Here is a 23,044-nt window from a genome sequence, read left to right as displayed (position 1 = left end):
TTCAGCTCAGTTTCTGCGGGGGCTGCGCCATCAACTCGCGCACCAGATCCTCCGCCGTTCGACCGTGGAGCATGCCGCTCGACAGCCCTTGAAAGATGGGGCTCCGCACCCCGTGCGCCTTCGCCCACTGCGCGATGCGTGGAATGAGCTCGATGGCCTCCACGCGCAGCTTGGCCTCGTCCACCGCTTGCTCCATGGTCTTACCCCGGCCCATGGCGCGCCCCACGATGACCTCCGGCCGCTCGTCCTGCGCGATGGATGCCAGCAGATCGCCGTACCCGGCGAGGCCCAGCAAGGTGCGCTCATTTCCCCCGGCGGCGGCGGCGATCCGCGACGCTTCCTCCACCGCGCGCGAGATGAACGTCGCCACCAGCCCGGCGTTCATGCCCACCGCGTGCGCGTACCCCACGCCGATGGCCAAGCACCCCACCAGCGCGCTGGCCCACTCGAGCCCGACCAGATCGCCCGTCTCGTACACGCGGAGCGAAGGCGATCCAAAGGTCGCCACCAGCGCCGCGTTCACCTCCGGGTAGCGCGAGCCGCACACCAGCGCGCACGGCTTTCCATCGCGCAGCTCGTTGGCCAGCGCCGGTCCTCCCAGCGCCCCCACGCGCCGCGACGGTGTCTCCCGGCGAAGCACCCTGGAAATGGGCTCCAGCGCGTCCCCGGCGAGCCCGCGGATGCCGTGCACCAGCAAATGGCGGCCATCGAGGTACGCGCCGAGCTCGCGCGCCACCCGCTCCACCACCCCCGATGGAACGGCGAGCACGAGCAAGCGCGATTTCTGCGCCAGCTCCCGCATATCCGCCACTTGCTCGACCCCATCGGGAAGCACCGATGAAAGATCACGCCGCGACTGAATTCGCGTCTTCGTACCGGATCGCGCTGCGGCTGCCGCCAGCGAGAGACCCCACGGACCGGCGCCCAACACTCCAACGTGTGCCAAGTACACGATGGATCTCGATACCACAGCGCCCGCTTCGCTGCGCGGGTTTCCCCCCGCGCGGCGAGCACCCGCAAAATTTTCCCGTACACGTCACCCCGGCCTGCGGCGGTCGTGAGGCTCCTGCGGAGAGCCCCGTTCTCGAGCGCGATTCCGTACAACTTTGGCCCGCGGCGGTCGTGAGGCTCCTGCGGAGAGCCCCGTTCTCGAGCGCGATTCCGTACAACTTTGGCCCGCGGCGGTCGTGAGGCTCCTGCGGAGAGCCCCGTTCTCGAGCGCGATTCCGTGCAACTTTGGGCACGTGTCCGGGAACGGGAACGTGTACGGGAGGCGTGCCGGGTTGCCGGCACACCCAACTTATTGAACCTTGACGTCCTTGGTGTCGCGCCCCAGCGCGTGATCCAACTGGACGCGGGCGATGCGGGCGTCGACCTTGGCATTGAGCTCGGCCAGGCGGGCCTTCGTCAGCTCGGTCTCGGAGTCGGTCAAGGTCGTCGAGGTGCCGCGGCCGGCGTTGAACAACTCGCGCGCGACGCGGTAAGCCTCGGTCGCGCTGGCGAGCTGCCGCTTCGTCGACTCGAGGGCGACGTCGGCCTCCTTGATCTTCTGCCAGGCTTGCATGACCTCGACCTCGATGCCGTCGCGCTGCACTTGGCGCTGGGCCTCGAGCTGGGCCGCGCGCGATTCGAAGTCGCTCGCGTTGGCGGTGCCCGTCAGGATGTCGTTGGGCGTCCACACCAGCTGCGCGCCCACGTCCCAGGTGCCGTTCCACGTGTCCGATTGGGGAACGTAGCGGGGGTTCGGGTTGGCGTAGTAGGCGTTTCCGAACGCGCTGACGCTGGGGTACGCCGCGCTCCGCGCGCCCTTCGCTTGGCGACGGGCCGACTCGGCGTTGGCGTCGATGCTCTTGATCTCGAAGCGGTTCGCGAGCGCCTCGTCGGTGAGGGCTTTGATGTTTCCAGGGAAGGGGGCGGGCGTGGTGTCGAGCCCTTCGCCCGGGACGATGTTCTCGCCCTCCTTGGCGTGGATCGCCACGCGGATTTGCTTCTCCGTCAGGTCGGCGAGGTTCTTCGATTGCTCGACCTGCAGCTCGGCGGCGGCCACGTTCGTCTCGGCGCGCAGCACGTCGGCGCGGGACGCGTTGCCCACCGTGAACTGATTGCTCGCGTCGGTCAGGTGGTTCTTCTGATCTTGCAGGGCGAGCACGGCGACCACCACCGCGTTGCGCGCGCGCAGCCAGTTGTAATAGGTGACGCGTCCATCTGCGCTCGACTTGGCGCGGGCGGCGGCGACGTCGAAGCGGGCGGCCGTCTCCGCGTGGGTGGCCGCCGAGTACTGCTGATTGATCTTCAGAAAGTAGTCGCTTATCGGAATTGTGATGTTCGCTTGGAGCAAATAATTATTGAGGACGAGGGGGAACGAGAAACCCCCGCCCGCCACCGTCTGCGGATTGCGCGTGCCGGGCGGCGCGTCCGTGACCACCAACGAGCCGCCGCTGCCAAACGCCGGCGGCGTGAAATCACTGAGGCGCGTGTAGCGTGCCGTACCCGTGAGCCGCGGAAGAAATTGCGCCCATGCCGCGTCGACCTTCGCCGCCGCCGAGTTCACCGCCTCCTCCGACGCCTTCGCCTGGTAGCTCGTGGCCGCCGCGCGCTGGCCAACTTGCTCGGCGGTCAGCCCGTTCGGAGATGTTTGCGTGAGCTCCACGGGGATGCGCTCCGACGGCGTGGAGGGGGTGCCGGCGGCCGTGCCCGGGACCGGAGCGGTCGGACGGCCTGCGGGGCCACCCGGCGCCGCGGGCGACTGCGGAGATGCTGCCGGAGGAAGGGGTTGCGCAGGCGCTTTTCGCACCGGCTGCGCCCCTGCGCCCGTCGCGAGAAGCAGCACACCACCGGCCACGGCGATGGAAAGAGTCGAAGTCGATCGAATGAACGTGCGCATATCAGGTATCTCTCGCTCGGTGAATCGTGCTTCGGATCGGTGAATCTACATTCAGTTACAAAGCACAGTAGGCGATTACTTAGGGCCTTGGTTCCGGAAAACTACCCCTGACCTCCACCCGCTCCCCGGAGGCCACGATCGCCGTGCGCATGGTCCGCACGGTTGCGTCCGACCCTGTCCGGAGTCAAGTCCATGCCCTATCGACTCGCGCGGAGCAGAATGATCGAATGGAGAAGGTGAACAGCGAAGAGGTTTTCGCACGAATCGAGCGGGAAATTGCGGCGAATCCAGGGGGCGCCGTGGCGTTCGATGGCGATGGAACCTTGTGGGACGGGGATGTCGCCGAAGACTTCTTCTTCACACTTCTTCAACTTAATGACTTTCGTGCGCCGGCCATGGAGGCCATGCGCCGGGAGGCCGAGGAGTTCGGCATCGATGCAGGCGGCGACGGTGCGGCGCTCGCGGGGAGGCTGTTCGAGGCCCACCAAGCCGGCCGCTACCCCGAGCTTCGCTGCTGCGAGATGATGACGTGGTGCTGCGCGGGCTGGCGTCGCGGCGAGATCCACGAGTTCGCACGGCACGTCGTGCGCGAACGAAATCTGGTCGCGCGCCTTCATCGCCCGATCGTTGGGATGGTGGAGTGGGTTCGCGCAAGAGGGGTCGAGGCCATTCTGGTCAGCGCCTCGCCGCGATCGATCGTCGATGCGGCCGCCGAGGTGGTGGGCTTCGGCCCCGGGCAGACCGAGGCCGCGACCGCCGCGTTCGAGGGAGATGTCATGGTGCCGCGCATGGCCGGTCCCGTCCCATATGACGGTGGCAAGATGGTGGTGCTCGCGCCGCGTTTGGACAAGCGGCCCCTCTATGCGGCATTTGGTGACAACATCTACGATGTGGCCATGCTTCGGGCGGCTCGCGTCGCCGTGACATTTTTGCCGAAAGAGCGGCTTTTGAAGCGGCTTGGAGAGATCCCCGGCATCGTGGAGCTCGTTCCGACCCAAGGCTGAGCGAAACCCCGCGAAACCCGCCCACGGCCTGAAGTATATTGGGGTGGCACAATGGAGCCGGCCGCGTCCCCCCCCGCCAGTCCCGAGGCCGCGCCGAGCCCTCGAGCCCCCATCGTCGTTCGCTCCGCGAGTGCAACGCACATCGGGGCGCGCGCGTTCAACGAGGACGCCCTGCTCGAGCGGGCGGATCTCGGGCTCTTCGTGCTCGCCGACGGTGCCGGAGGTCATGGCGCGGGGGATGTCGCGAGCCAGCTGGCCCTCCAGGCGATCGCCGACGCCTTCGAAGCGAGCGGCGTCGATCGCACGGAGCGCGCCGATGTCGACACGTTTGGCCTCTATGTCGATGCGCGCCGCTTGGTGAGCGCCATCCAGCACGCGAACCGCGCGGTGATGGAGCAGGCCAAGAGCCAGAACGCCGACAAAGGCATGGGCACCACGGTGGTGGCAGCTTTTCCAGCGGTGGGCTACGGATCCATCCACATCGCCCATGTGGGCGACAGCCGCTGCTACCGCTGGCGCGAAGGGTTGCTCGAGCTGCTCACGGAGGACCACTCGCTCCTTCACGACGTGCTCGAAACGTGGCCCGACATGGGGGACGACGTGCTGAAAAAGCTCCCCCGCAACGTGGTCACCCGCGCCCTCGGCATGCAGGATCCGCTGCGCGTCACCGTGCGCACGAACGAGCTCTTGCCGCGCGATCGGTACCTTCTGTGCTCCGACGGCGTCACCGAAGCGCTCCCGCGCCAACGTCTGCACGCGTTGCTCGGCGAGGCCAAATCCGCCGAGGAGGCGGCGCGCACCTTGGTCGATGCGGCATGGGCGGCTGGTGCGCGCGACAACATCACGGCGCTCGTTCTGATCTGCGAGCCTGCTTTGGCAGGCGAGGGCGTGGGGGATGGCGGCGTGCTCACCGCGATGTCACAAACCCTGGAGCGCGCCTTTCTCGTGCCCACCGGCGAGCGAGAGAGCAGCGAGCCGGGCGACGTACCGCGCGATGACGAGCCCGAGATCGTCATTTTGGGGGTGGCCGAAGGACCCCAAGTGGTTCCCCGCAAGGAAAAACGGCCCGACATGGATAGCAACGAGGACCTCGGGGCCGAGTGGCGCGAAGCGCTCGACGAGCTAACGCGAAAAGCTTAGGGTGCAGCGGCCCGGCCGCCCGGCCACGAGCTTGATTCTTTCATTCGAGCAGGAGAAACGACGTGGACTTCGATCTGACCGAGGAACAGAGGCTGATTGTCGATACGGCCCGTGAGTTTGCAGCGCGCGAGATCGCCCCCAAGGCGGCCGAGCTCGACAAGTCCGGGCGCTGGCCGGCGGAAATCGTCACGCGCCTGGGTGAGCTCGGATTTTTGGGGATGGCCATCCCGCAAGAGTACGGCGGCGGCGGACTGGACCCGCTCAGCTATGCGCTGGCCATGGAAGAGATCAGCGCGGCGTGTGCGTCGTGCGGCGTGATCATGAGCGTGAACAACTCGCTCTTCTGCGATCCCGTCTACAAGTTCGGCACCGAGGAGCAGAAGAAGAACGTGCTCACCCCGGTGGCGCGCGGTGAGAAGCTCGGGTGCTTTGGGCTGACCGAGCCGATGAGCGGCTCCGATGCGCAAACGATGGTGACCGGCGCCGAGAAGACATCCGACGGATGGATTCTCAACGGCGCGAAAAATTGGATCACCAACGGACCGCACGCCGACTACATCCTCGTCTTCGCGGTGACCGATCGCAGCGGGCCCAAAGTCCGCCACACGGCGTTCCTGGTGGAAAAGGGCACCCCCGGCTACACGCAAAATGCGCGCGATCACAAGCTCGGCATCCACGCCGCGCACTCGTGCACCGTGTTCTTCGAAAATTGCAAAGTCCCCGACAGCGCGGTCGTGGGCAAGGTCGGCGATGGCTTCAAGGTCGCCATGGCCACGCTCGACGGCGGCCGCATCGGCATCGCCTCGCAGGCGCTGGGCATCGCGCGCGCCGCGCTGGAGGTCTCGGCCTCCTACGCGAAGGAGCGAAAGAGCTTTGGCGTCCCCATCGCGCAGCACCAAGCCATCGCGTTCATGCTGGCCAACATGGCGACCGAGCTCGATGCCGCCCGCCTCCTCACGTGGCGCGCCGCCTCGATGAAGGAGAAGGGCGTGCGCCACAGCCCCGAGAGCGCGATGGCCAAGCTCTACGCCAGCGAAATGGCGACGCGCGTGGCGCACAAGGCCATTCAAGTCCACGGCGGCTACGGCTACTCGACCGAGTTCCCCGTCGAGCGTCACTACCGCGACGCGCGCATCACCGAAATCTACGAAGGCACCAGCGAAATCCAGCGTCTCGTCATCGCGGCGAGCTTGCTCGCGTGAAGCGTTCGTTGCGGAGAGGCTCGATGTCCATACGAACCTTGGCTGGTCTCGTTGCGGTCGTTTCGTGTGCGTCGTCCGTTGCGTGCGGCGGTGCGCAACAAGAAGCGCGCAGCCCTGACGCGGAGGCGGAGACCACGTCGCAGCGCGTTCGTCCGCAGAGCTCCGGGATGCAGGTGTCCACGGAGCTCGGCTCCATCGACTCGCGGGCGGTGGAGCAGACCTTCTGGCGTCTGCAGTCCAAGCTTCAAGGCTGCTACAAGAACGGCTTGAAGCGGGTCGAGTACCTGGAGGGCGACATCAAGGTCTTCCTCCGCGTGGGCCAAGATGGGACCGTGCGCTACGGGTACTTCGAAGACTCCACCTTGGGCGATCGCGAGAGCGAGAAGTGCATGATGGACGTGCTCACCTCCGCGTCGTGGCCGAAGCCCCAAGGCGGCGAGGCCGAAGTTCGAAACAGCTTCGGCTTCGATGCGCCCGGCGACGTGCGCGCGCCCGTGGCTTGGAACGCGGACCGCGTGAACGAGTCGCTCGGCAAAAACGCCGAGGGCATCCGCAAATGCAAAGAGGGCGTGAGCGGCCGTTTCCGCGCCACGGCGTATGTCGAACCCGATGGGCGCGGAGGAAAGGTGCAGGCTGCGTCCGTGGTCCCCCCGAGCAAAGAGGGCGCGGACAAGGTCGATTGCTTGGTGGACGCGATCCGGGGGCTCTCGTTGCCGAGCCCGGGGAGCTATGCGGCAAAGGTGAGCTTCGATTTGTGATGGCTGCTATCCTGTAAGCTATGCAAGATGTCGCTCATGTTCTCGGACGATTGCGGCGCTTCGCGCGCTTTGCGAGGCCGGACGTGAGCGAGGTCGATGTCGCGCTTCCCGCGCTGGAGACGTTGCTGAAAGAGGTCGGGGCTCCGTACCGGCTCGTGGGCGGAGCGGCCGTGATTCATCACGGTTACGAACGATTCATGCCGGACCTTCACGTTTTGGTCAGCGGCGAAGCGTGGAGAGGATTGAGAGAGCACAGTCGTGAGCACGGGTTCGTGTTGGTCTCGCCACGCCGACTTCGGCACGAGCCAACTGGCGTTCGGGTGCACGTGTTCGTTTCAGGTGATCCGATACTCCGCTCCGAAGGACATGCCTACCCATCGCCGGATTGCGCAGGAGCGAGCTCGCGGGATGCGGCCTATGTTGGCCTTCGCGGGCTTCTGGAGCTACTCCTCCGTTCTCGTTCCTACCAAGGGTTGGCCGATGTAATGGAGCTGCTGAAAAAAATCGACGACCGTCGATACATGACGCTCGAAGGCGAGATCGCCCACGATCTCCGCGAGCAGCTCGCGAAGCTACGGCAGGAAGCGATCGAGGAGCTTGCTTTGGCATCGTCCGAGGGCGACGACAACGAACGGGAAACCCATGGATCTTGAACTCAACGAAACCCAAAAACTCGTTCAACAAACCGCCCGCGACTACGCCCGCAAGGTCATCCTCCCCCAGGCCGCGGAGCTGGACAAAAAAGAGCAGTTCCCGCGCGAGATCCTGAAAGGCCTCGCCGAGCTGGGTCTGCTCGCCGTCAATGTCCCCGAGGAGCTCGGCGGCGCCGCGGCAGGTGCCGTCTCGTACGCGCTGGCGATGCAGGAGATCGCGTACGCCTGTGCGTCGACGGCGGTCACCATGGCGGTGACCAACATGGTGGGCGAGGTCATCGCAGCCTTCGGCACCGACGCGCAGCGCGCCCACTGCTGCCCCAAGCTGGCCAGCGGCGAGTGGCTCGCAGGCTCGTTTGCGCTCAGCGAGCCGGGGGCGGGGAGCGATCCGGGCGGCATGCTCACCACCGCGCGCCGCGAGGGCGATGGCTGGGTGCTCGATGGCGACAAGCAGTGGATCACCAGCGGCGCCCACGCGGGGGTGTTCGTGGTGTGGGCCCGCACGGGCGACAAGGCGACCCTGCCGGGCACCCGCGGCATCTCGTGCTTCCTCGTCGAGGGCGGAACGCCGGGGCTCTTCGTCGGCAAGGCCGAGGATAAAATGGGGCTCCGCGCCTCGAACACCGTCTCGCTCCACTTCGAGAATTGCCGCATCCCGGAGAGCGCGCTGCTCGGGGGCCTCAACGGCGGGTTCAAGATCGCCATGATGGCGCTGGACGGCGGCCGCATCGGCATCAGCTCGCAGGCCATCGGCATCGCCCGCGCGGCCCTCGACGAAAGCGTGCAATATGCAAAGGATCGCCGCGCCTTCGATCATCCCATTGGCGACTTTCAAGCCATCAAGTGGAAGCTCGCCGACATGAAGACCGAGCTCGATGCCGCGCACCTTCTATCCATGCGCGCCGCGACCCTGAAGGAAAAAGGCAAGCCCTTCGCCCGCGAAGCGTCGATGTCGAAGCTCTTTGCGAGCGAAGCCGCCAACCGCATCTGCAACGAAGCCGTCCAGATCCACGGCGGCTACGGCTACATCCGCGAATTCCCCGCCGAACGCCATTTGCGCGACGTGCGCGTGACGACGATTTACGAAGGCACCAGCGAGGTTCAGCGCATCGTCATTGCCCGCCACGTTCTGGGCTGACACGGGGGAGGGGCGGGGGAGCCGAAGCGCGCTCCTCCACCACGCCAGCCGCCTCCGGCACCACGCTGCCCACCAACGCGTCCCGCCCAATCACGATCTCGTAAACCGCCGGCAACACCAATAACGTCAGCAGCGTCGCCGACGCGATCCCCCCGATCACCACGGTGGCGAGCGGCCTTTGCACCTCCGCGCCGGCCCCCTCGGCGAGCGCCATCGGCAAAAACCCCAGCGAAGCCACCAGCGCCGTCGTCAGCACGGGCCGAAGCCGCCCCTCGGCCCCCAGCCGCACCGCCTCGGCCATGGCCACCCCCCGCGCGCGCAGCTTCTCGATGCTCGACACGAGCACCAGCCCATTGAGCACGGCCACGCCAAACAGCGCGATGAAGCCCACGCCTGCGGAAATGCTGAACGGCATCCCCCGCGCCGCCAGCGCAAACACCCCGCCGCTCACCGACATGGGCACATTGGCGAAGATCAAGAGCGCCTGCTTCACCTTGCCGAAGGTGGCCACGAGCAGCACCAAAATGAGCAGCAGCGCCACGGGCACCACCACGAGCAGCCGCGCCGTTGCGCTCTGCAAACGCTCGTACTCCCCCGCCCACGCGAAGAAGTAGCCCGCCGGCATCTTCACGTCCCGCTCCAGCGCCGCCTTGGCCGTCTCCACGAACGACGCCAAATCGCTCCCGCGCACGTTTGCCTGCACCGAAATGCGCCGTGAGAGCCGCTCGCGGCTGATCTCCGACGCCCCCGGTGCCACCGTGATGTCCGCCAATTGCCCGAGCGGCAAGAGCGCGCCCGACGACGTGCGGATCGGCAACGCCGCGATCGACTCCGCGTCGCGCCGCGCCGAGGACGACAGACGGACCTGGATCGGATAGCGCTCCGGCCCCGCGGCGATCGTACCGACCTCGGTGCCGCCGAGCGCCTGCACGGTGTCCAGCACGTCTTTGGCGTCGAGCCCCTGCCGCGCGATGGCCGTGCGATCGATGTGCACCGTGAGCGCGTTCAACCCCGCGACCATCTCCGCGCGCACGTCTTTGGCGCCGGGGATGGCGCGGAGCACTTGCACCGCGCGATCGCCGAGCTGCTTCAGTTGGACCAAATCGCTCCCGTAGATTTGCACGGCCACGTCCGAGTCGATGCCCGCCAAGAGATCGTTCGTGTTCATCTCGATGGGCTGCGAATACGAGAGCCCCAGCCCCGGGATGGACTTCGACAGCTTCTCATCCACCGCCGCGATGAACGACTCCCGATCGTGCGCCGTGGTCCATTGGTCGCGCGGCTTCAGCATCACGTAGACGTCGGTCATGTTGATCCCCATCGGATCGATGGCAATCTCCGCCCGGCCCGTGCGGCAGATCACGCTCGTCACCTCGGGGAAAGAGCTGAGCAGGAGCTTCTCCACTTGCGTCATTTGAGCCACCGACGACTCGAGCGACACCGAGGGGAGCCGCACGCTGGGGATCACCAAGGTCCCCTCGTCGAGCTTCGGCAGAAACTCGCGCCCCAGCTGGCTCCCCAGCACCAAGCTCCCCGCGAACACCAAGGTGGCCACCGACGCCGTGGCCTTCGGCCAACGAAGCGCCTTGTCCAGCATCGGCCGATAGATACGCGAAGCACCGCGGAGCACCGCGCTCGGGCGATCGGTGGCGTTGCGAGAAAGCACCAGCGACGCCAGCGCCGGCACCAAGGTGAGCGAGAGCACGAACGCCGCGGCCAGCGCAAAGAGCACGGTGAGCGCCATGGGCCGGAACATGCGTCCTTCGACGCTGGAGAGCGCCAAAATCGGCACGTACACCAGCGCGATGATCGCCTCGCCAAAGGCGGTGGCCCCGCGCACCTCGCGCGCCGCCGCGAGCACCGTCTCTTGCCGCTCGGGGTCGGTCAATGGCCTCCCGAGCTCGGCCCGCCGCTCCGCCAGGTGGCGCTGCGCGTTTTCGATGATGATGACCGCGCCGTCGACCACCAGCCCGAAATCGATGGCGCCCAGGCTCAAAAGATTGCCCGACACGCCCCCGAGCCACATCCCGATGAACACCCCCACCAGCGCCAGCGGAATCGAAACGGCCACCACCGCCCCCGCCCGCAAATTCGCGAGGGTGATCAGCAGGATGACCACGACCAGGAGGCTCGCCTCGATCAGGTTCTTGGCCACCGTGTGGATCGTCTTTTCCACCAGCCACTGCCGATCGTAATAGAGGTCGATCGTCACCCCCGCCGGCAGCGACTTTTGGATGCGCCCGAGCTGCGCCTTCGCCTCCGAGACCACCTCGCCCGAGTTGGCCCCCCGCCGCATCAGCGCCACCCCCACCACGATCTCCCCGCGCCCATCGCGCGTGACCGCGCCGTAGCGCACCAGAGGTGCATAGTGCACCTGCCCGAGATCCTTGAGATAAAGCGGGGTTCGATCGCCCCGCGTCTCGATCACGATCTGCCCCAGATCCTCGGGGCCGATCACGCGCCCTTCGCCGCGCACGGTGATGTTCTCGCGCCCATCGACCATGTACGCGCCGCCCACCGCGAGGTGATTGCGTGCGATGGCCGCGAGCACCTGCGGAACCCCCACGCGCGCCGCCGCCAGCCGCTCCGGATCGAGCTCCGCCTCCAGCGACTTGGCCTGGCCGCCGAAGGTGTTGACCTCCACCACCCCAGGGACCAACCGCAGTCGCGGCGCGATTTGCCAATCGAGGATGGTGCGCAGCTCCATCAAGCTCCGCCCCTCGCCGCGCACCTCGAAGTGCAAGACCTCCCCCAGGCCGCTCGACATGGGCCCGATCTCGGGCTCGCCGTAGCCCTCTGGGATGGCGTCGCGCGCCTTGGGGAGCCGCTCGGCCACCAGCTGGCGCGCCTCCAGCACGTTCGTGTCGTCGTCGAAGATCAGGCTCACCACCGAGATGCCCGGGCGCGACGTGCTGCGCACCTCGGTGAGGCCCGGGGTGCCGGCCATGGTCATCTCGACCGGGAAGGTCACGTACGTCTCGACGTCGAGCGGGCCGAGCGCCGGTGCGGCCGTGATGACCTGCACCTGCACGTTGGTCACGTCGGGCACGGCGTCGATGGGCACCCGCCCTGCGGCGAAGCCTCCCACAAGGACGAACACGAACGACAAAAGGATGATCAGGGCACGGTTGCGAACCGAGAGCTCCAGCAGTCGATCGATCACCTTCGGCCGCCCATCGAGCTAGTCGTTCTTTCCCATTTGCTCGCGCAGCGCTTCGCTCTTCAGCACGAAGGTGCCGTCGGTCACGATCGTCTCGTCGCCCGTGAGCCCCCTGAGGATTTCCACGTCGCGGTCGAGCGCCGCCCCGCGCTCCACCGCCCGAAGTGCATATTTGCCCTCGCCTTTTTCCACGAAGACGAATGGCTGCCCATCGATCGTCTGAATCGCCCCCCGCGGCACCACCAGCACGCGGTCTGCCACCTGCTGCGGCGAGCCGGAATCGACCCCCTCGGCTGGCGCCGCCGCCCCAAAAATATGGGCCGAAGCGCTCATGCCCGGCCGGAGCGCCCCGTCGGGGTTCTCCAGCACGATGCGCGCAGGGACCGCGCGCCGCACCGCGTCCACGATGCCCCCCACATAGTCGACCCGCCCCGTGAAGGTGCGATCCGGGTAGGCGACCACGCGCGCCTTGGCCTCGTCGCCCGCGTGCACCTTGGCCAGATCGCGCTCGTACACGTCCACGATGAGCCACACTTTGTCGATTTCGCCCACCACGAACAAGGTATCGGTCGCGCTCACGGCCTGGCCCACCCGCGCGTTCACGTCCAGCACCAAGCCGCCCAGCGGGGTGCGCAAGCTCATGGCCGTCGAAGGCCGCCCGGAGCCTGCGCCCGCATCGGCGTGCGTCAGGTCGTCGAGGTTCACCCCCACGGCCCGCAGTCGCTCGGCCGCGGCGCGGATCTCCAGGTTGGCCAGATCGCGATCCGTCTCGGCGTTGATCACGCTCTGTCCCGTGGTGACCCCGGCGTCGGCCAGGCGATGCTGCCGAACGCGCTCGCGCTCGGCATATTGCATCTTCACCTGCGAGGCCAAAAAGTCCGAGCGCGCCTTGCCGATTTCCACGCTCTCCACCGTGGCCAGCACCGTCCCTGGCGCCACGTGTTGGCCGGGATCGACCCGAATCGAGACCACGCGACCCTCGATGAGCGGCCCCACACGCGCCACGCGATTGGGCACGAACTCCAGCACCCCCGTCACCGCCACGCTGGAGCGCCGCTCGACCCGGCGCGGCTTTCCCGTGCTCAGTCCCGCGGCTTGCAGGGCGGCCGGACCGAGCTGGACATCGGCCTCGGGTTTGACCTCGGGCGGCTCTTCGGCCTGCTTTTTATGGCACGCGCCAACATACGCGACGCACGCCATTGCACAAAAGAGCAACCGAAGCCGACCCATGCCGTAAGACTATAGCGTCCTACCACCGAAGCGTGAAAACCCTGGCTTTTTCCGAAGGGCCTTCGTAGTAAAGTGGTCTTCCCCGGCGGTTGCGTCGTACGCCAAGCGGGGAGAGAGCTTTGAGGAAAGGAAGCTATTGGCGCGCACCGCTCGACCTCGCAACTCCCCACGCTCTGCCATCGTGCAGGCCGTGTCGCTCGCGGTGGCGTTCGTCCTCGGCGTCCTGATTTTCATCGGCAAGGTCAACGCGGGCACGGCGGCGCCCGTGGACAAGGGCGAGGACAAAGCCAGCGCGCCGCCCGCCGGAGCGGTCGTCAAGGGCGCTGGAAAAGCCTCGCGCAAGGCCGGCGCAGGGAGCATCGCCGACGCCGGCGCACCTGCTGCCGCGCCGGCGCCTGCTGCCGCACCCGCGAGCCCCGAGGAGGACGCAGGCTCGCCGCTCGACTATGCGGTCATTCAAGACGAGAGCGATATCCCGCCCGGCTTGTCGGAGGAGCGGCAGGCCGCCATTGGAACGGGCAAAGTCCCCATTCACCGCGAGGGCAAATACCGCTCGCCGTTCGCGCACCCGCGCTTTGGCGGCCCGGCCACCGTCAAGGTGGGGCTCGTCATCAACAATGTGCGCGAGTACAACATTCAAACGGGCTCGTTCGAGGCGGAGTTTTTTCTCTCGCTCATGTCCGACAAGCCCATGGGCGCGGTGGAGCCCTTCTTCACCAACGGGCACGAGGTGAATCAAACCGCGCTCGCCGACACGCCCACCTTCAAGGCGTACCACTGCACGGGCAAGTTCACGAGCCCCGTGGATCTGCGCCGCTATCCCTTCGATACGCAACGATTGAGCATCGAGCTCGAGGATCTGCGCGCCGGCATCGACCAGCTCGTCTTCGAGCCCTACCAAGAGCGCACCTCGCTCGACGCGCAGTTCACGCTCTCGGGTTGGGGGGTCGACTCGATTGGCGCGCGCGCCTACAAGCACCTTTACCCGCCGCGCTTCGATCGCGACGACCTTTACGTCTCGCGCTACAAGTTCACCCTCGGCATCGAGCGCTTCGCCACCAGCGCCGCCTTCAGCGTCTTTTTCCCCGCGTACATCATCGTGCTCATTTCGCTCATGGGCCTCTGGGTCCCGGCCGAGCAGCTCGATATCCGCACCAACGCGGTGGCGCCCATGCTGGCGGCGGCCGTGTTCTTTCACTACTCGCTCACGCAGTCCCTGCCGGCGACCGGGTACCTCACGCGCGCGGACAAACTGATGCTGGGGGTCTATGTCTCGCTGCTCCTGAACATGCTCTCCACATGGGCGTTTCTCATCATGGACGAGAAACAGATCGACACGGTCTTTCGCATGGCGCGCCTCTGGGTGCCCATCTTGACGGTGGCCATGATGCTGACCGTTTCCTTGATATAGGTAGGTAGAAATGAGCGACGAACCCCAAAGGCAACCCTCGCTCGTGCCCTCGCAAGCGAAGCCCGGATACCCCGGAAATAGCCCGGCGCGCATGCTCCTGGTGGCCGTGGCGACGCTCGTCGTCGGCCTCATCGCCGGGTACTTCATCGGCCGCTTCTCGCTCGAGCAGCAGTGGCGCCAGCCGACGACCCACGTCACGCGGGACTCCTACGAGGAGGCGAGCCGGGACGACGCCGACCCCACGCCCGCCGCGGGCACCTTGGTCATGAAGGCCATGCCCCTCGAGCGCACCCGGATGGCGGTCCGCGAGCGGACGGCGGCCGATCCGGTCGTCGCCATCGTGGGCGCGATCGGTCGAAACGACGGGGAGGTCGAGCTGCACGTTCAGGTGGAGAACCGCGGTACGTGCGAGGTCACGAAGATCGAAGGGGTCGCCTATGGCTTCGACGCCCAGCGAAGGCCCGCGAAGCTCAATCGCCACGGGGAGAACTACGTGGCCTTCGTCGCCCCGCTCCCCGGCTCGCACGAGCCGCTGAAGCTCGCCCCGGGCGGCGGCAAGACGCTCATCTCCGAGAAGCTTCGCTATGTCGAGAACGCGTCCTTGGCCTTGGCGCAGGTGGACCGCATCACGTGCGCCGATGGTTCGGTCTGGAATCGGCCCTGACGTTCTCGCGCGTTCCCGCTCATTCCCCCTGGTTGCCGCTCATTCGCGCGACATCCAGGGGCACACCTTCACGAGCTCCCGAAACGGCTTGCGGCTGCAGGTAAACCCCGTGGTCCGCCCGAACGATTTGCGATCCGTGCACTCTTGCGACTTCTCGTACGAGCCCTCCGCGCCTCGCTCGATGGGCCGCTCGCAGTCGCCCACGCGATAGAGATCCCACTTGTAGTAGCCGCGCGTGTCCCACTGGTGCAGCACGTGCACCGGCAGATAGTCGCCAATTTCGTATTTGGCCATGCACTCGGCAAACTCACGCCCGCCGCGCACCACTTGGAACTGATCGCCCGGGCATGGATCCCATTCGAGCTCGAGATCGATCAGCTCCGGCTTGCCCTTGCTGTCCGTTTCGACGATCGAGCGGCGAATCAATTGGCACACCGACTCGTAGCGCTCCTCTTTGGGGCTGCACGCCACCACCGGGAACACCGCCAGCGCCATCAGCGCCGCACCCATCGCCTTCCGCAGCATCGTCACGCGCCGATTGTAGTCGCCGCGGCCCTCGGATGAGAATGATTCATCGCAGCGGCCGCCCCCGCCGGGCGAAATCGCTCACCGTGCTCCCCAGATCAAGAGCCGCTTGAACGGGTAAAAGAAGGGTTTCGTATCGGCGAGCGCGGGCAAAAGGCGCGCTCGGTACCGTTCCAGAAATTGCGCATAGAGCTCCGGCGACAGCCGCGCCCGGTAGTCGGTGAGCAGCGAGCCTTTCACCCACTCGACGACGTCGTCCCGCGAGGGGAGCAGGTGCGCGTAGACCTGCAAGCGCACGTGCTGCTTCGTGTAGCCCAGCTCGTGGAGGAGCTCAGCGTAGCCCTCGGGGGTCAGCAGAGGATACTTCCGGCGGTAGTCACCGAGGGACGTCTCGCGAAAGGGGGCCTCGCTTGCCACCTCGCCCGCGAGGACATGCGTGGGGTAATCGAAATTGGCGGGCATCTGCACGGCGAGCTGCCCGCCGGGCGCCACGTACTGGGTCAATCGCGCGAAGAGGCTCGGGTGATCGTCGATCCATTGCAGCGCCGCGTTGGACCACACCAGATCGAAGGTGCCGCCCTCCGGGGCCGGCGCGAACGCGCGGATATCGTGCTGCTCGAAGCGCAGACCGGGATCGCCCGGCGCGCGCGCGAGCATCTCGGCGGAGGAGTCGATGCCCAAGGTTTCGCGCGCGCCCAGCTGGCGGTGGAGCACGCGGGTGAGCTCACCGGTGCCGCAGCCGAGATCGACCACGCGCGCGGGGCTCGGCTCGCGCCGGAGCAGGGACATCAGATCGAAGAAGGGAAGCTCACGCTCGGCTTTGAAGCGCTCGTATTGCTGAGGGTTCCACATGGCGCGGGTATAGGGCCGAATCGGCTACCGAATCGTCGAAACGGCAGGCCGCCGACCGCGCTCACTCAAGGGCCCTTCTGCGCGAGCAAGGTCACCTTCTGCAGGAACTGAATCGCTTGCGTCTCGCCCATGAACACGCCCGCTTGGAGCGCGCCATCCTGCTGCATATGCCGCTTCACCTGAAGCAGCCCCGTGGCCGACTTGACCACCAGCGCCGTGCGCCGAAACGACACCACCAGGGCCCGTCGAAAGCGCTCCATTTCGGCCTCGAACGCGGAGTCGTTGCGGCGCGGGCCCTCGCGAAGATCGACCAGGAGCCGGTACTGCTTTCGATCCACGTCCACCAGCTGCCGATCGACGAACAGGAATGACGCGCCAATGTCCACCAGCTGCGCGTAAGGCTCCGGCGTGCGGACGAGCCGGACCAACCGATGCTCACGATCGATCGTGAGCTGCCAATAAACGGACTTCTCCATTGAAACGGTCGCGCCCGGCGTGAACGAATGCACCATCACCCCCGAACCCCTCCGTTTGGAGAGGATGCCATGATCACACCGGGTGTCTACTCAGCTACGGAAGAATCTGAACAGAAACCGCCGGCCGCTCGACCCTTGCCGTACCCATGCGCTCAAGGTGTGCCGATGCAGCCAGCACTGTGGCCTCGTCCCACGCGTCGCCCATCAATTGCAGACCAATGGGAAGGTTCTTGGCATCGAGCCCGACGGGTGCCGAAAGCGCCGGCAAACCGGTGAGGTTGCCTAGAAAATTGAAGCGGACCAGGCCCGCGAGCACCCTCGACTCGAGGAAGCCGCTCCGCATCTCCTCGTCGTCCGCCGCGGTGGCCGTATCGACGGTGGTGGGGAGCGCTAGCAAATCGACATCGCGGAAAACCTGCGCGACGCCGGCGCGGAGGGTGGTGCGCATCCGTTGGGCGTCGACGAAGTCGCTCGCCTTGGCCTCGCTCAGGGCCGACATGGCGATTTGCAAGTCGTAGCCCATGGCGTTGGCGTGCTGGAGCCAATCGAGCTGAATGAGCCCGCGCGTCTCGAGGCCGATGGTCATGTAGCCGATGGCCGGCGCATAGCGCGCGAGCCCGATGGTCACCTCCCGCAGGATGGCGCCTTCTTTCTCCAGCGCGCGCAGCGCCTCTTGCCCCGCGCGCTGCACCACCGCGGAGGCCTCGCCCCACTCGCTCTCGTCGACGCCGATGACCAGTCCGCGCACCCCGCGCCCCAGCGCCGCGACCAGCGAGCCCGGTTCGAGCTTGGGCGGCGTGCCGACCATGGTCTCTTCGTCGCGTGGATCGGGGCCGCTGATCACCTCGAGGACGCGCGCCAAGTCCGCGGTGGACGACGCGATGGGGCCCACGTGCGCGACCGACCCTTGCGAGATATCGCCCGCGCGGCTGACCCGGCCCCACGTGGGCTTGATGCCGAAGACGCCGTTGATGGCCGATGGAATGCGGATCGAGCCGCCGCCGTCGGCCGCGAGCGCAAAGGGGACGAGCCCGGTGGCCACGGCCACGCCGGATCCGGTCGACGAGCCGCCGGCCACGTGCTTTGGATCGTGCGGGTTCTTGGGGAGCCTGCGGTGCATGTTCTGCCCCACGGGCGACATTCCAAGCTCGGTCATGGGCGTGGTGCCCAGCACCAATCCGCCCTCGCGGCGCACGGCCGCCACGCAGGCCGCGTCGTCGAGGGGCTCCGCGCTCAAATACGTGCTCCCCGCCTGCCGCGCAAACCCTCGCACCGCCGTCTGCTCTTTGACGGCGTACGGCACGCCGTCGAAGATGCCCCGCGGCGCACCGGCCGCATAACGGGCCTTGCTCTCGCTCGCCTCCCCCAGCGCCACGCGCTCCTTGGCGTATTCGTGGATCGGTCCCACGCTGGGCGAGCGCGCGGCGAGCGCGCGCGCGGCCGCGAGACAGCGCACGGCGACGTCCTCGGGCGAGAGCGTGCCTTGCGTGTAGTGTGCAACATAGCTCGCGCTGGTGCCCGACCACGGCGCCGAGGGCAACGGAAGATCGGCAGGCTCGCCGCCGCGGGGAGGGCGAGCCTGCCAGGGACGATTGTGGAGGAGCAAATCTCCGCGAGCGCTCTCGGTGAGCTTCTCCAGCTCCGAGACGTTCAAGTCGACCTTGAGCGCATGGTAGAGCGCGACGCTGCCGGTCTTGGTTCGCGCGGCACGCGCGACGGTGCGAAGAAGGGCTCCGGACAGGCGCGGCGAGGGAGGGAGTCGTCGGGGCATATGCTCCAACTCTACCTCGTTTCGTCCTTCGTTTTAGGGCGATCTCGCCGCGCCGCGCGCGGGACGGTCGCTTACAACGAGAGCACGCCGGTGCGGATCAAATATGCAAATCGACCGCGCTGCTCGTCATCCAGCAAGGCGTGGATTCGCCCCAGCGCCCGGGTGACCGCGTCGCGAAGCCGCTCGGCGCTCTTGGTGCGCAGCTCGCCACCCTCGCGTGCGCGCGTCTCGTCGAACGCGCCCCCCGCCACGGCGTCGGCGAAAGCGGCCAACGTGCGGCGGTCGTCGACCTCGGCTTGGGCGCGCTCGGTCTTCAGGTCGTTCAGGATGTTCGCGAGCTCGCCCACCTGCTGCTCGCTCAAATCCAGCTTATGGGCCAAAAACCGCAACGGGCGCCGGACGCCGAAGCCGGCGCCGCCATCATCGTGATGATGCCCCCAGCCCGCGTGCCATCCACCGCCATCCGGCGAGGGCGCATCGGGCGGGGAGGGCGGACCGCCGTCCCATCGGTGCCGGCCGTGCCTACCGTGCCCATGACGGCCGCCATACGCATACGCCGCGGCTTCGTACCCGCCACCGCAATGTCCGTGACGACGGGCCTTTTCCCACCAAAACAACATACCAGGATGCATTTTTCGTCTCCTACTCGCCGAGGCTGTCTCGCTCCCGGCGGGGGTTCACGCGTGGGCGACATGCCTCACGCACCTCATGAATGTGGTGCACATTCCCCGTCTGTCAATGTCGATGGAGCAGGAAACCGCGGATTTGCGCGGGGTAAGGGTCGATGCTTAGCTAAATCGAGGAGAGCGAGAGAGAAGACGAATGGTTCGGTTCAACCATAGGTGGCTCGTTCAAGAGAGCATGCTTCGGAGCCTGATCATGGACACGACCGCGCACGCGTTGGCGCGCGTCCGTTACGCCATGCCCGACCTCGCGCCGGCGCGGTTCGGGGTGCACCTGCTGCGCGACGTGGTGTACGGGCCCACGCGCAAACGCGAGCACCAGCTCGACGTGTACGTGCCCACCCGAGCGCCGAAGCCGCTGCCCGTGGTGCTCTATGTGCACGGCGGCGGCTTTTCCATGCTCTCCAAGGACACGCACTTCGTGATGGCCATGGCCTTCGCGCGGCGCGGTTACCTCGTCTTCAACATCAATTACCGACTGGGCCACAAGCACCCGTTCCCCGAGCCGCTGGAGGACGCCATCGAGGCGCTGCACTGGGTGCACCGCAACGCGCCCGAGTACGGCGGCGATCGCGATCGGATCGCCCTCGCGGGCGAGTCGGCCGGCGGCAACCTGGTGGCGGCGATGGCGGTTGCATCCTCCGCCCGCCTACCGGAGCCATTCGCCGCGCGCCTCTTCGATGCGAATATCCCGCTGCGTGCCGTTGTGTCGACCTATCCCGTGCTCGACATGACCGACGTGGGGCCCATGATGGCGCACGAGCGCCTGCCATTTTGGGCGCAGCGCCTCCTTTATGACGTCGGCTCGGCCTACCTTGGCCACGAAATGTTCGACGGTACACGAACGGCGCCGCTGGCAAGCCCGCTGCTTTTGCTCGAGCGCGGGCTGGTGGAGTTGCGCCGCCCTCTGGCGCCCTTCTTTCTCTCCGTGGGCACCCGCGACATTTTGTTGCCTCATGCCAAGCGCATGAAAACCGTGCTCGACCGCCTTGGTGTCCAAAACGAGCTTTTCATCGCACCCGGTGAAATCCACGGTTTTGATGCCATGGTGTGGCGCCCTGCGGCACGCGAGAAGTGGGCCCGCATGCACGAGTTCCTCGAGCCTCACATGGCCTCACGCGCCGCAGACGTTGCGAATTTCTGACGCCCCGTACTAGGCAAAGGCTCGCTCGGGCGAGTAAAACTACGGCGTGTCCACCGCCGTCACACAGGGGATTCGGGTCTCGGTCGAGTCCGTGTACGTTCCGGAGCAATCCTCGCCCCGGGCCCAGCGCTACGTGTTCGCGTACACGGTCAAGATCCACAACGAGGGGACCGAAGGGGCCCAGCTCCGGACCCGCCACTGGATCATCACCGATGGAAACGGAAGGGTCGAAGAGGTGCGCGGTCCGGGTGTGGTCGGCCAGCAGCCCTTTCTCCGCCCCGGCGATCACTTCGAGTACACCAGCGGCTGCGTGCTCACGACACCCCGCGGGGAAATGCACGGCACCTACCAAATGCACCGCTCCGACGGCCGCGCCTTCGACGCGACCATCGCTCCTTTTACGCTCGCCCTTCCCTATTCGTTGAACTAGACGCTATGTCTAGCCAGATGGACGAGTCGCGCTACCAGCATTTGACCGACACCGCATTCCGCCGCATCGAAGACGCCCTTGAAGATGTCGATGTGGACGCCGTCGACTGCGAACGCGCAGGCGACGTCGTCACGCTCCTCTTTCGCGGTGGCGCCCGCAGCATCGTCAACACCCAGCGGCCCACCCGCCAGATCTGGCTCGCCGCCAACGCCCGCGCCTGGCACTTCTCCTACGACGAAGCGTCGGGCGCGTGGTTGGACGACAAGGGAACGGGCGCGGAGCTGTTCTCCACCGTGTCGCGCATCATCAAGGAAGCGGTCGGCCTCGACCTCACGGTCTGACGCCTAGCTGTTCGCGGGCACGCCCACGCCGATGGCCGCGCGAAGCTCGGCGTAGGTGTCGCTGATGGCGAAGGAGATCATCTCCGTGAGCCACTCGACCGAGGTGGGATCGCCCAAGTAGTGCGGCTCGTAGACATTGGCGCGGCGCGCGACGTCGAGCGAGCCGGCGAGCAAGAGCCCCGCGCGCGAGGCCGACAGCTCGGCGAGCTTCGCCCAGCGGGCGACGTCGAGCAAGGAGCCCATGGCGAGGGCCGCCTTGACGACCTGGCGGAGCGCCTCCAGCTCCTCGGGCAGGATGGCGCTGCGGATGGCGCCGTCGAGCTCATCGCCCGAGAGCCAGATGCCGCTGTTCGACGTGGCCGCGCGCACGGCGGCCCCGATGAGCGACTTCAAGAGCGGCACCGACGGGAACATGGCCCGCGCCATCAGCTCCGGCTGCAGGAGCGCGATGTACTTGCCCGCGAAGAAGGCGCGGCTCCCCGCCGACAGCTCGCGCACGTGATCGATCGAGACGTGCACCGTGGGCTTCTCCGCGATGGCCACCGCGAAGGGCGCCGTGAGCCCCGTGTGGACGCGCAGATCGGGCGGCGAGAGCCCCAGGATCTCCGACGCGTCGAGGAACGTGCGCAAGATGGGGTACGTGCTGTCCGTCTGCTCCTCGGCCAGCCGCCCGCCCAGCTGCTCCTCGCGCGCCCGCCGCCGCGACGTGCCCAGCTTCGCGCGGATGATCACCGGCACCACGATGCGAAGAATGGCCGTGATGGTCGGATCGAGATCGGGGTGCAGGATATGGCTGTCCCACGCCTCCGGCATCAGCCGGCCCGGCACCAGCTCCAGCGGCATCGGCGAATAGCCGATCAAGAAGCGCTCTTGCTCGGTGGTGAGCTTCACGGACAAGGTATCGCCCAGCACGTCCACCGCGCACCACGCGTGGTCGAACTGCCGCTTGCGCAGAAAGAGCGTATAGAGCTCCTTCATCGGCTCCACCGCCAGCGGGTTGCGATCGAAGACGCGGCGCGTGAAGTCCACGGCCTCGTCCAGATCCCCCACGATCACGAGCAGCTCGCAGAGCAGCTTTCGATCCGCGTCGCTGTCCGGTTTGAGCTCCAGCGCCTTGCGAAAGCACTCGATCGCGCGCGGCGCATCGCCGAGCCGGTCGCGGTAGACGAGGCCGAGCTGATGAATCAACGCATAACGAAGCTCCGCGTCCTCGATGCTCGTGCGGTCGAGGCGTTCGCGGTAGCAGTGGATCAGCGAGCCCCAGTCCTGCAGCTCCGTGTAGAGTGCAAACAATCGCTCGAACGCGTCCAGACGGGATGGGTCGAGGGCGAGGGTTTCGCCGAGCAGATCCGCCGCCCACCGAGCGTCGCCGATCTTTCCGTGAACCACCTCCGACAACGTGAACAGCTTTTGCGCTTTGCGCTTCGGATCGTTGTCGTGGCTGAGCGTGTGAAACGTATGATCGTGCGCGTGAATATGCTGCGGATCTAGGGCTAGCACTGCCTTGTCCCCTCCCCTGGTATTCATCCGAAAGAAAGCCGACGGGTCTCGGAAGGACCACTGCCCGAGTCGCGAGCG

At 66.8% G+C, this 23,044-nt stretch carries 21 protein-coding genes; 11 read left to right on the top strand and 10 right to left on the bottom strand.

Translation table 11 applies throughout. The features are described 5' to 3' along the window. Position 1: 1 nt before the first annotated feature. Entirely contained in the window at positions 2–952 is a 951-nt protein-coding gene (locus LZC94_35565; protein WXB13153.1) for a glycerol-3-phosphate dehydrogenase, read from the bottom strand. 348 nt (positions 953–1,300) lie between these two features. Continuing rightward, positions 1,301–2,884 carry a TolC family protein gene (locus LZC94_35560; protein ID WXB13152.1) on the bottom strand — a complete coding sequence of 528 codons (1,584 nt, stop codon included), beginning with the start codon at positions 2,882–2,884 and terminating at the stop codon, positions 1,301–1,303. A gap of 227 nt (positions 2,885–3,111) precedes the next feature. Here LZC94_35560 and LZC94_35555 point away from each other — a divergent pair, with 227 nt between their 5' ends. The 6 genes from LZC94_35555 (at position 3,112) to LZC94_35530 (ending at position 8,779) form a co-directional block, all read left to right on the top strand. Beyond that, entirely contained in the window at positions 3,112–3,888 is a 777-nt protein-coding gene (locus LZC94_35555) for a haloacid dehalogenase-like hydrolase (protein WXB13151.1), read from the top strand. Positions 3,889–3,939: 51 nt separating this feature from the next. After that, the gene (locus LZC94_35550) at positions 3,940–5,028 is read left to right on the top strand and encodes a protein phosphatase 2C domain-containing protein (protein ID WXB13150.1); all 1,089 of its coding nucleotides are present in this window, start codon (positions 3,940–3,942) and stop codon (positions 5,026–5,028) included. A 62-nt stretch (positions 5,029–5,090) separates the two neighbouring features. Then, complete coding sequence (locus tag LZC94_35545; GenBank protein WXB13149.1) at positions 5,091–6,230, top strand: acyl-CoA dehydrogenase; 1,140 nt, start codon at positions 5,091–5,093, stop codon at positions 6,228–6,230. A 23-nt stretch (positions 6,231–6,253) separates the two neighbouring features. Next, entirely contained in the window at positions 6,254–6,988 is a 735-nt protein-coding gene (locus LZC94_35540; protein ID WXB13148.1) for an AgmX/PglI C-terminal domain-containing protein, read from the top strand. 485 nt (positions 6,989–7,473) lie between these two features. Further along, positions 7,474–7,641, top strand: a complete 168-nt coding sequence (locus LZC94_35535) for a hypothetical protein (GenBank protein ID WXB13147.1) — start codon at positions 7,474–7,476, stop codon at positions 7,639–7,641. Continuing rightward, on the top strand, positions 7,631–8,779 hold the full coding sequence (locus tag LZC94_35530; GenBank protein WXB13146.1) for an acyl-CoA dehydrogenase family protein: 1,149 nt from the start codon (positions 7,631–7,633) through the stop codon (positions 8,777–8,779). Before LZC94_35535 ends, LZC94_35530 begins: the two co-directional genes overlap by 11 nt. On the opposite strand, the gene LZC94_35525 is transcribed toward LZC94_35530, so the two are convergent. Both LZC94_35525 and LZC94_35520 read right to left on the bottom strand, forming a co-directional pair. After that, positions 8,754–11,942: a CusA/CzcA family heavy metal efflux RND transporter gene (locus LZC94_35525; GenBank protein ID WXB13145.1), complete on the bottom strand. Its 3,189-nt coding sequence runs from the start codon at positions 11,940–11,942 to the stop codon at positions 8,754–8,756. The genes LZC94_35530 and LZC94_35525 overlap by 26 nt on opposite strands. An 18-nt stretch (positions 11,943–11,960) precedes the next feature. Next, positions 11,961–13,169, bottom strand: coding sequence for an efflux RND transporter periplasmic adaptor subunit (locus LZC94_35520; protein ID WXB13144.1), 1,209 nt, complete (start codon positions 13,167–13,169; stop codon positions 11,961–11,963). Positions 13,170–13,350: 181 nt separating this feature from the next. Here LZC94_35520 and LZC94_35515 point away from each other — a divergent pair, with 181 nt between their 5' ends. Both LZC94_35515 and LZC94_35510 read left to right on the top strand, forming a co-directional pair. Continuing rightward, positions 13,351–14,580, top strand: a complete 1,230-nt coding sequence (locus LZC94_35515; protein ID WXB13143.1) for a hypothetical protein — start codon at positions 13,351–13,353, stop codon at positions 14,578–14,580. A 10-nt stretch (positions 14,581–14,590) separates the two neighbouring features. Then, the gene (locus LZC94_35510) at positions 14,591–15,244 is read left to right on the top strand and encodes a hypothetical protein (protein ID WXB13142.1); all 654 of its coding nucleotides are present in this window, start codon (positions 14,591–14,593) and stop codon (positions 15,242–15,244) included. A 39-nt stretch (positions 15,245–15,283) separates the two neighbouring features. Here the strand turns inward: LZC94_35510 and LZC94_35505 are convergent, their stop codons facing one another. From LZC94_35505 to LZC94_35485, 5 genes are all read right to left on the bottom strand, one after another. Further along, positions 15,284–15,775: a hypothetical protein gene (locus LZC94_35505; protein WXB13141.1), complete on the bottom strand. Its 492-nt coding sequence runs from the start codon at positions 15,773–15,775 to the stop codon at positions 15,284–15,286. Between the two features lie 75 nt (positions 15,776–15,850). Next, positions 15,851–16,621 carry a methyltransferase domain-containing protein gene (locus LZC94_35500; GenBank protein WXB13140.1) on the bottom strand — a complete coding sequence of 257 codons (771 nt, stop codon included), beginning with the start codon at positions 16,619–16,621 and terminating at the stop codon, positions 15,851–15,853. A gap of 65 nt (positions 16,622–16,686) precedes the next feature. Next, the gene (locus LZC94_35495; protein ID WXB13139.1) at positions 16,687–17,136 is read right to left on the bottom strand and encodes a hypothetical protein; all 450 of its coding nucleotides are present in this window, start codon (positions 17,134–17,136) and stop codon (positions 16,687–16,689) included. Between the two features lie 55 nt (positions 17,137–17,191). Continuing rightward, positions 17,192–18,868 (bottom strand): amidase, encoded by a 1,677-nt coding sequence (locus tag LZC94_35490; protein ID WXB13138.1) that lies wholly within the window; start codon positions 18,866–18,868, stop codon positions 17,192–17,194. Positions 18,869–18,939: 71 nt separating this feature from the next. Then, positions 18,940–19,500, bottom strand: a complete 561-nt coding sequence (locus LZC94_35485) for a Spy/CpxP family protein refolding chaperone (protein WXB13137.1) — start codon at positions 19,498–19,500, stop codon at positions 18,940–18,942. Between the two features lie 247 nt (positions 19,501–19,747). Here LZC94_35485 and LZC94_35480 point away from each other — a divergent pair, with 247 nt between their 5' ends. From LZC94_35480 to cyaY, 3 genes are read left to right on the top strand one after another with little or no spacing between them, the layout of a single operon-like run. After that, positions 19,748–20,695, top strand: a complete 948-nt coding sequence (locus LZC94_35480; GenBank protein WXB13136.1) for an alpha/beta hydrolase — start codon at positions 19,748–19,750, stop codon at positions 20,693–20,695. Between the two features lie 46 nt (positions 20,696–20,741). Further along, the gene (gene apaG, locus LZC94_35475; GenBank protein WXB13135.1) at positions 20,742–21,125 is read left to right on the top strand and encodes a Co2+/Mg2+ efflux protein ApaG; all 384 of its coding nucleotides are present in this window, start codon (positions 20,742–20,744) and stop codon (positions 21,123–21,125) included. A 17-nt stretch (positions 21,126–21,142) separates the two neighbouring features. Then, complete coding sequence (gene cyaY, locus LZC94_35470; GenBank protein ID WXB13134.1) at positions 21,143–21,466, top strand: iron donor protein CyaY; 324 nt, start codon at positions 21,143–21,145, stop codon at positions 21,464–21,466. A 3-nt stretch (positions 21,467–21,469) separates the two neighbouring features. On the opposite strand, the gene LZC94_35465 is transcribed toward cyaY, so the two are convergent. Further along, the gene (locus tag LZC94_35465) at positions 21,470–22,966 is read right to left on the bottom strand and encodes a tetratricopeptide repeat protein (protein ID WXB13133.1); all 1,497 of its coding nucleotides are present in this window, start codon (positions 22,964–22,966) and stop codon (positions 21,470–21,472) included. Positions 22,967–23,044: the final 78 nt, after the last annotated feature.

The organism is Sorangiineae bacterium MSr11954 (genome assembly GCA_037157815.1).
Classification (GTDB): Bacteria; Myxococcota_A; Polyangia; order Polyangiales; family Polyangiaceae; genus Pendulispora; species Pendulispora albinea.
Note: the sequence above shows the minus strand (reverse complement) of the source record. Positions and strands in the feature narration are given on the sequence as shown.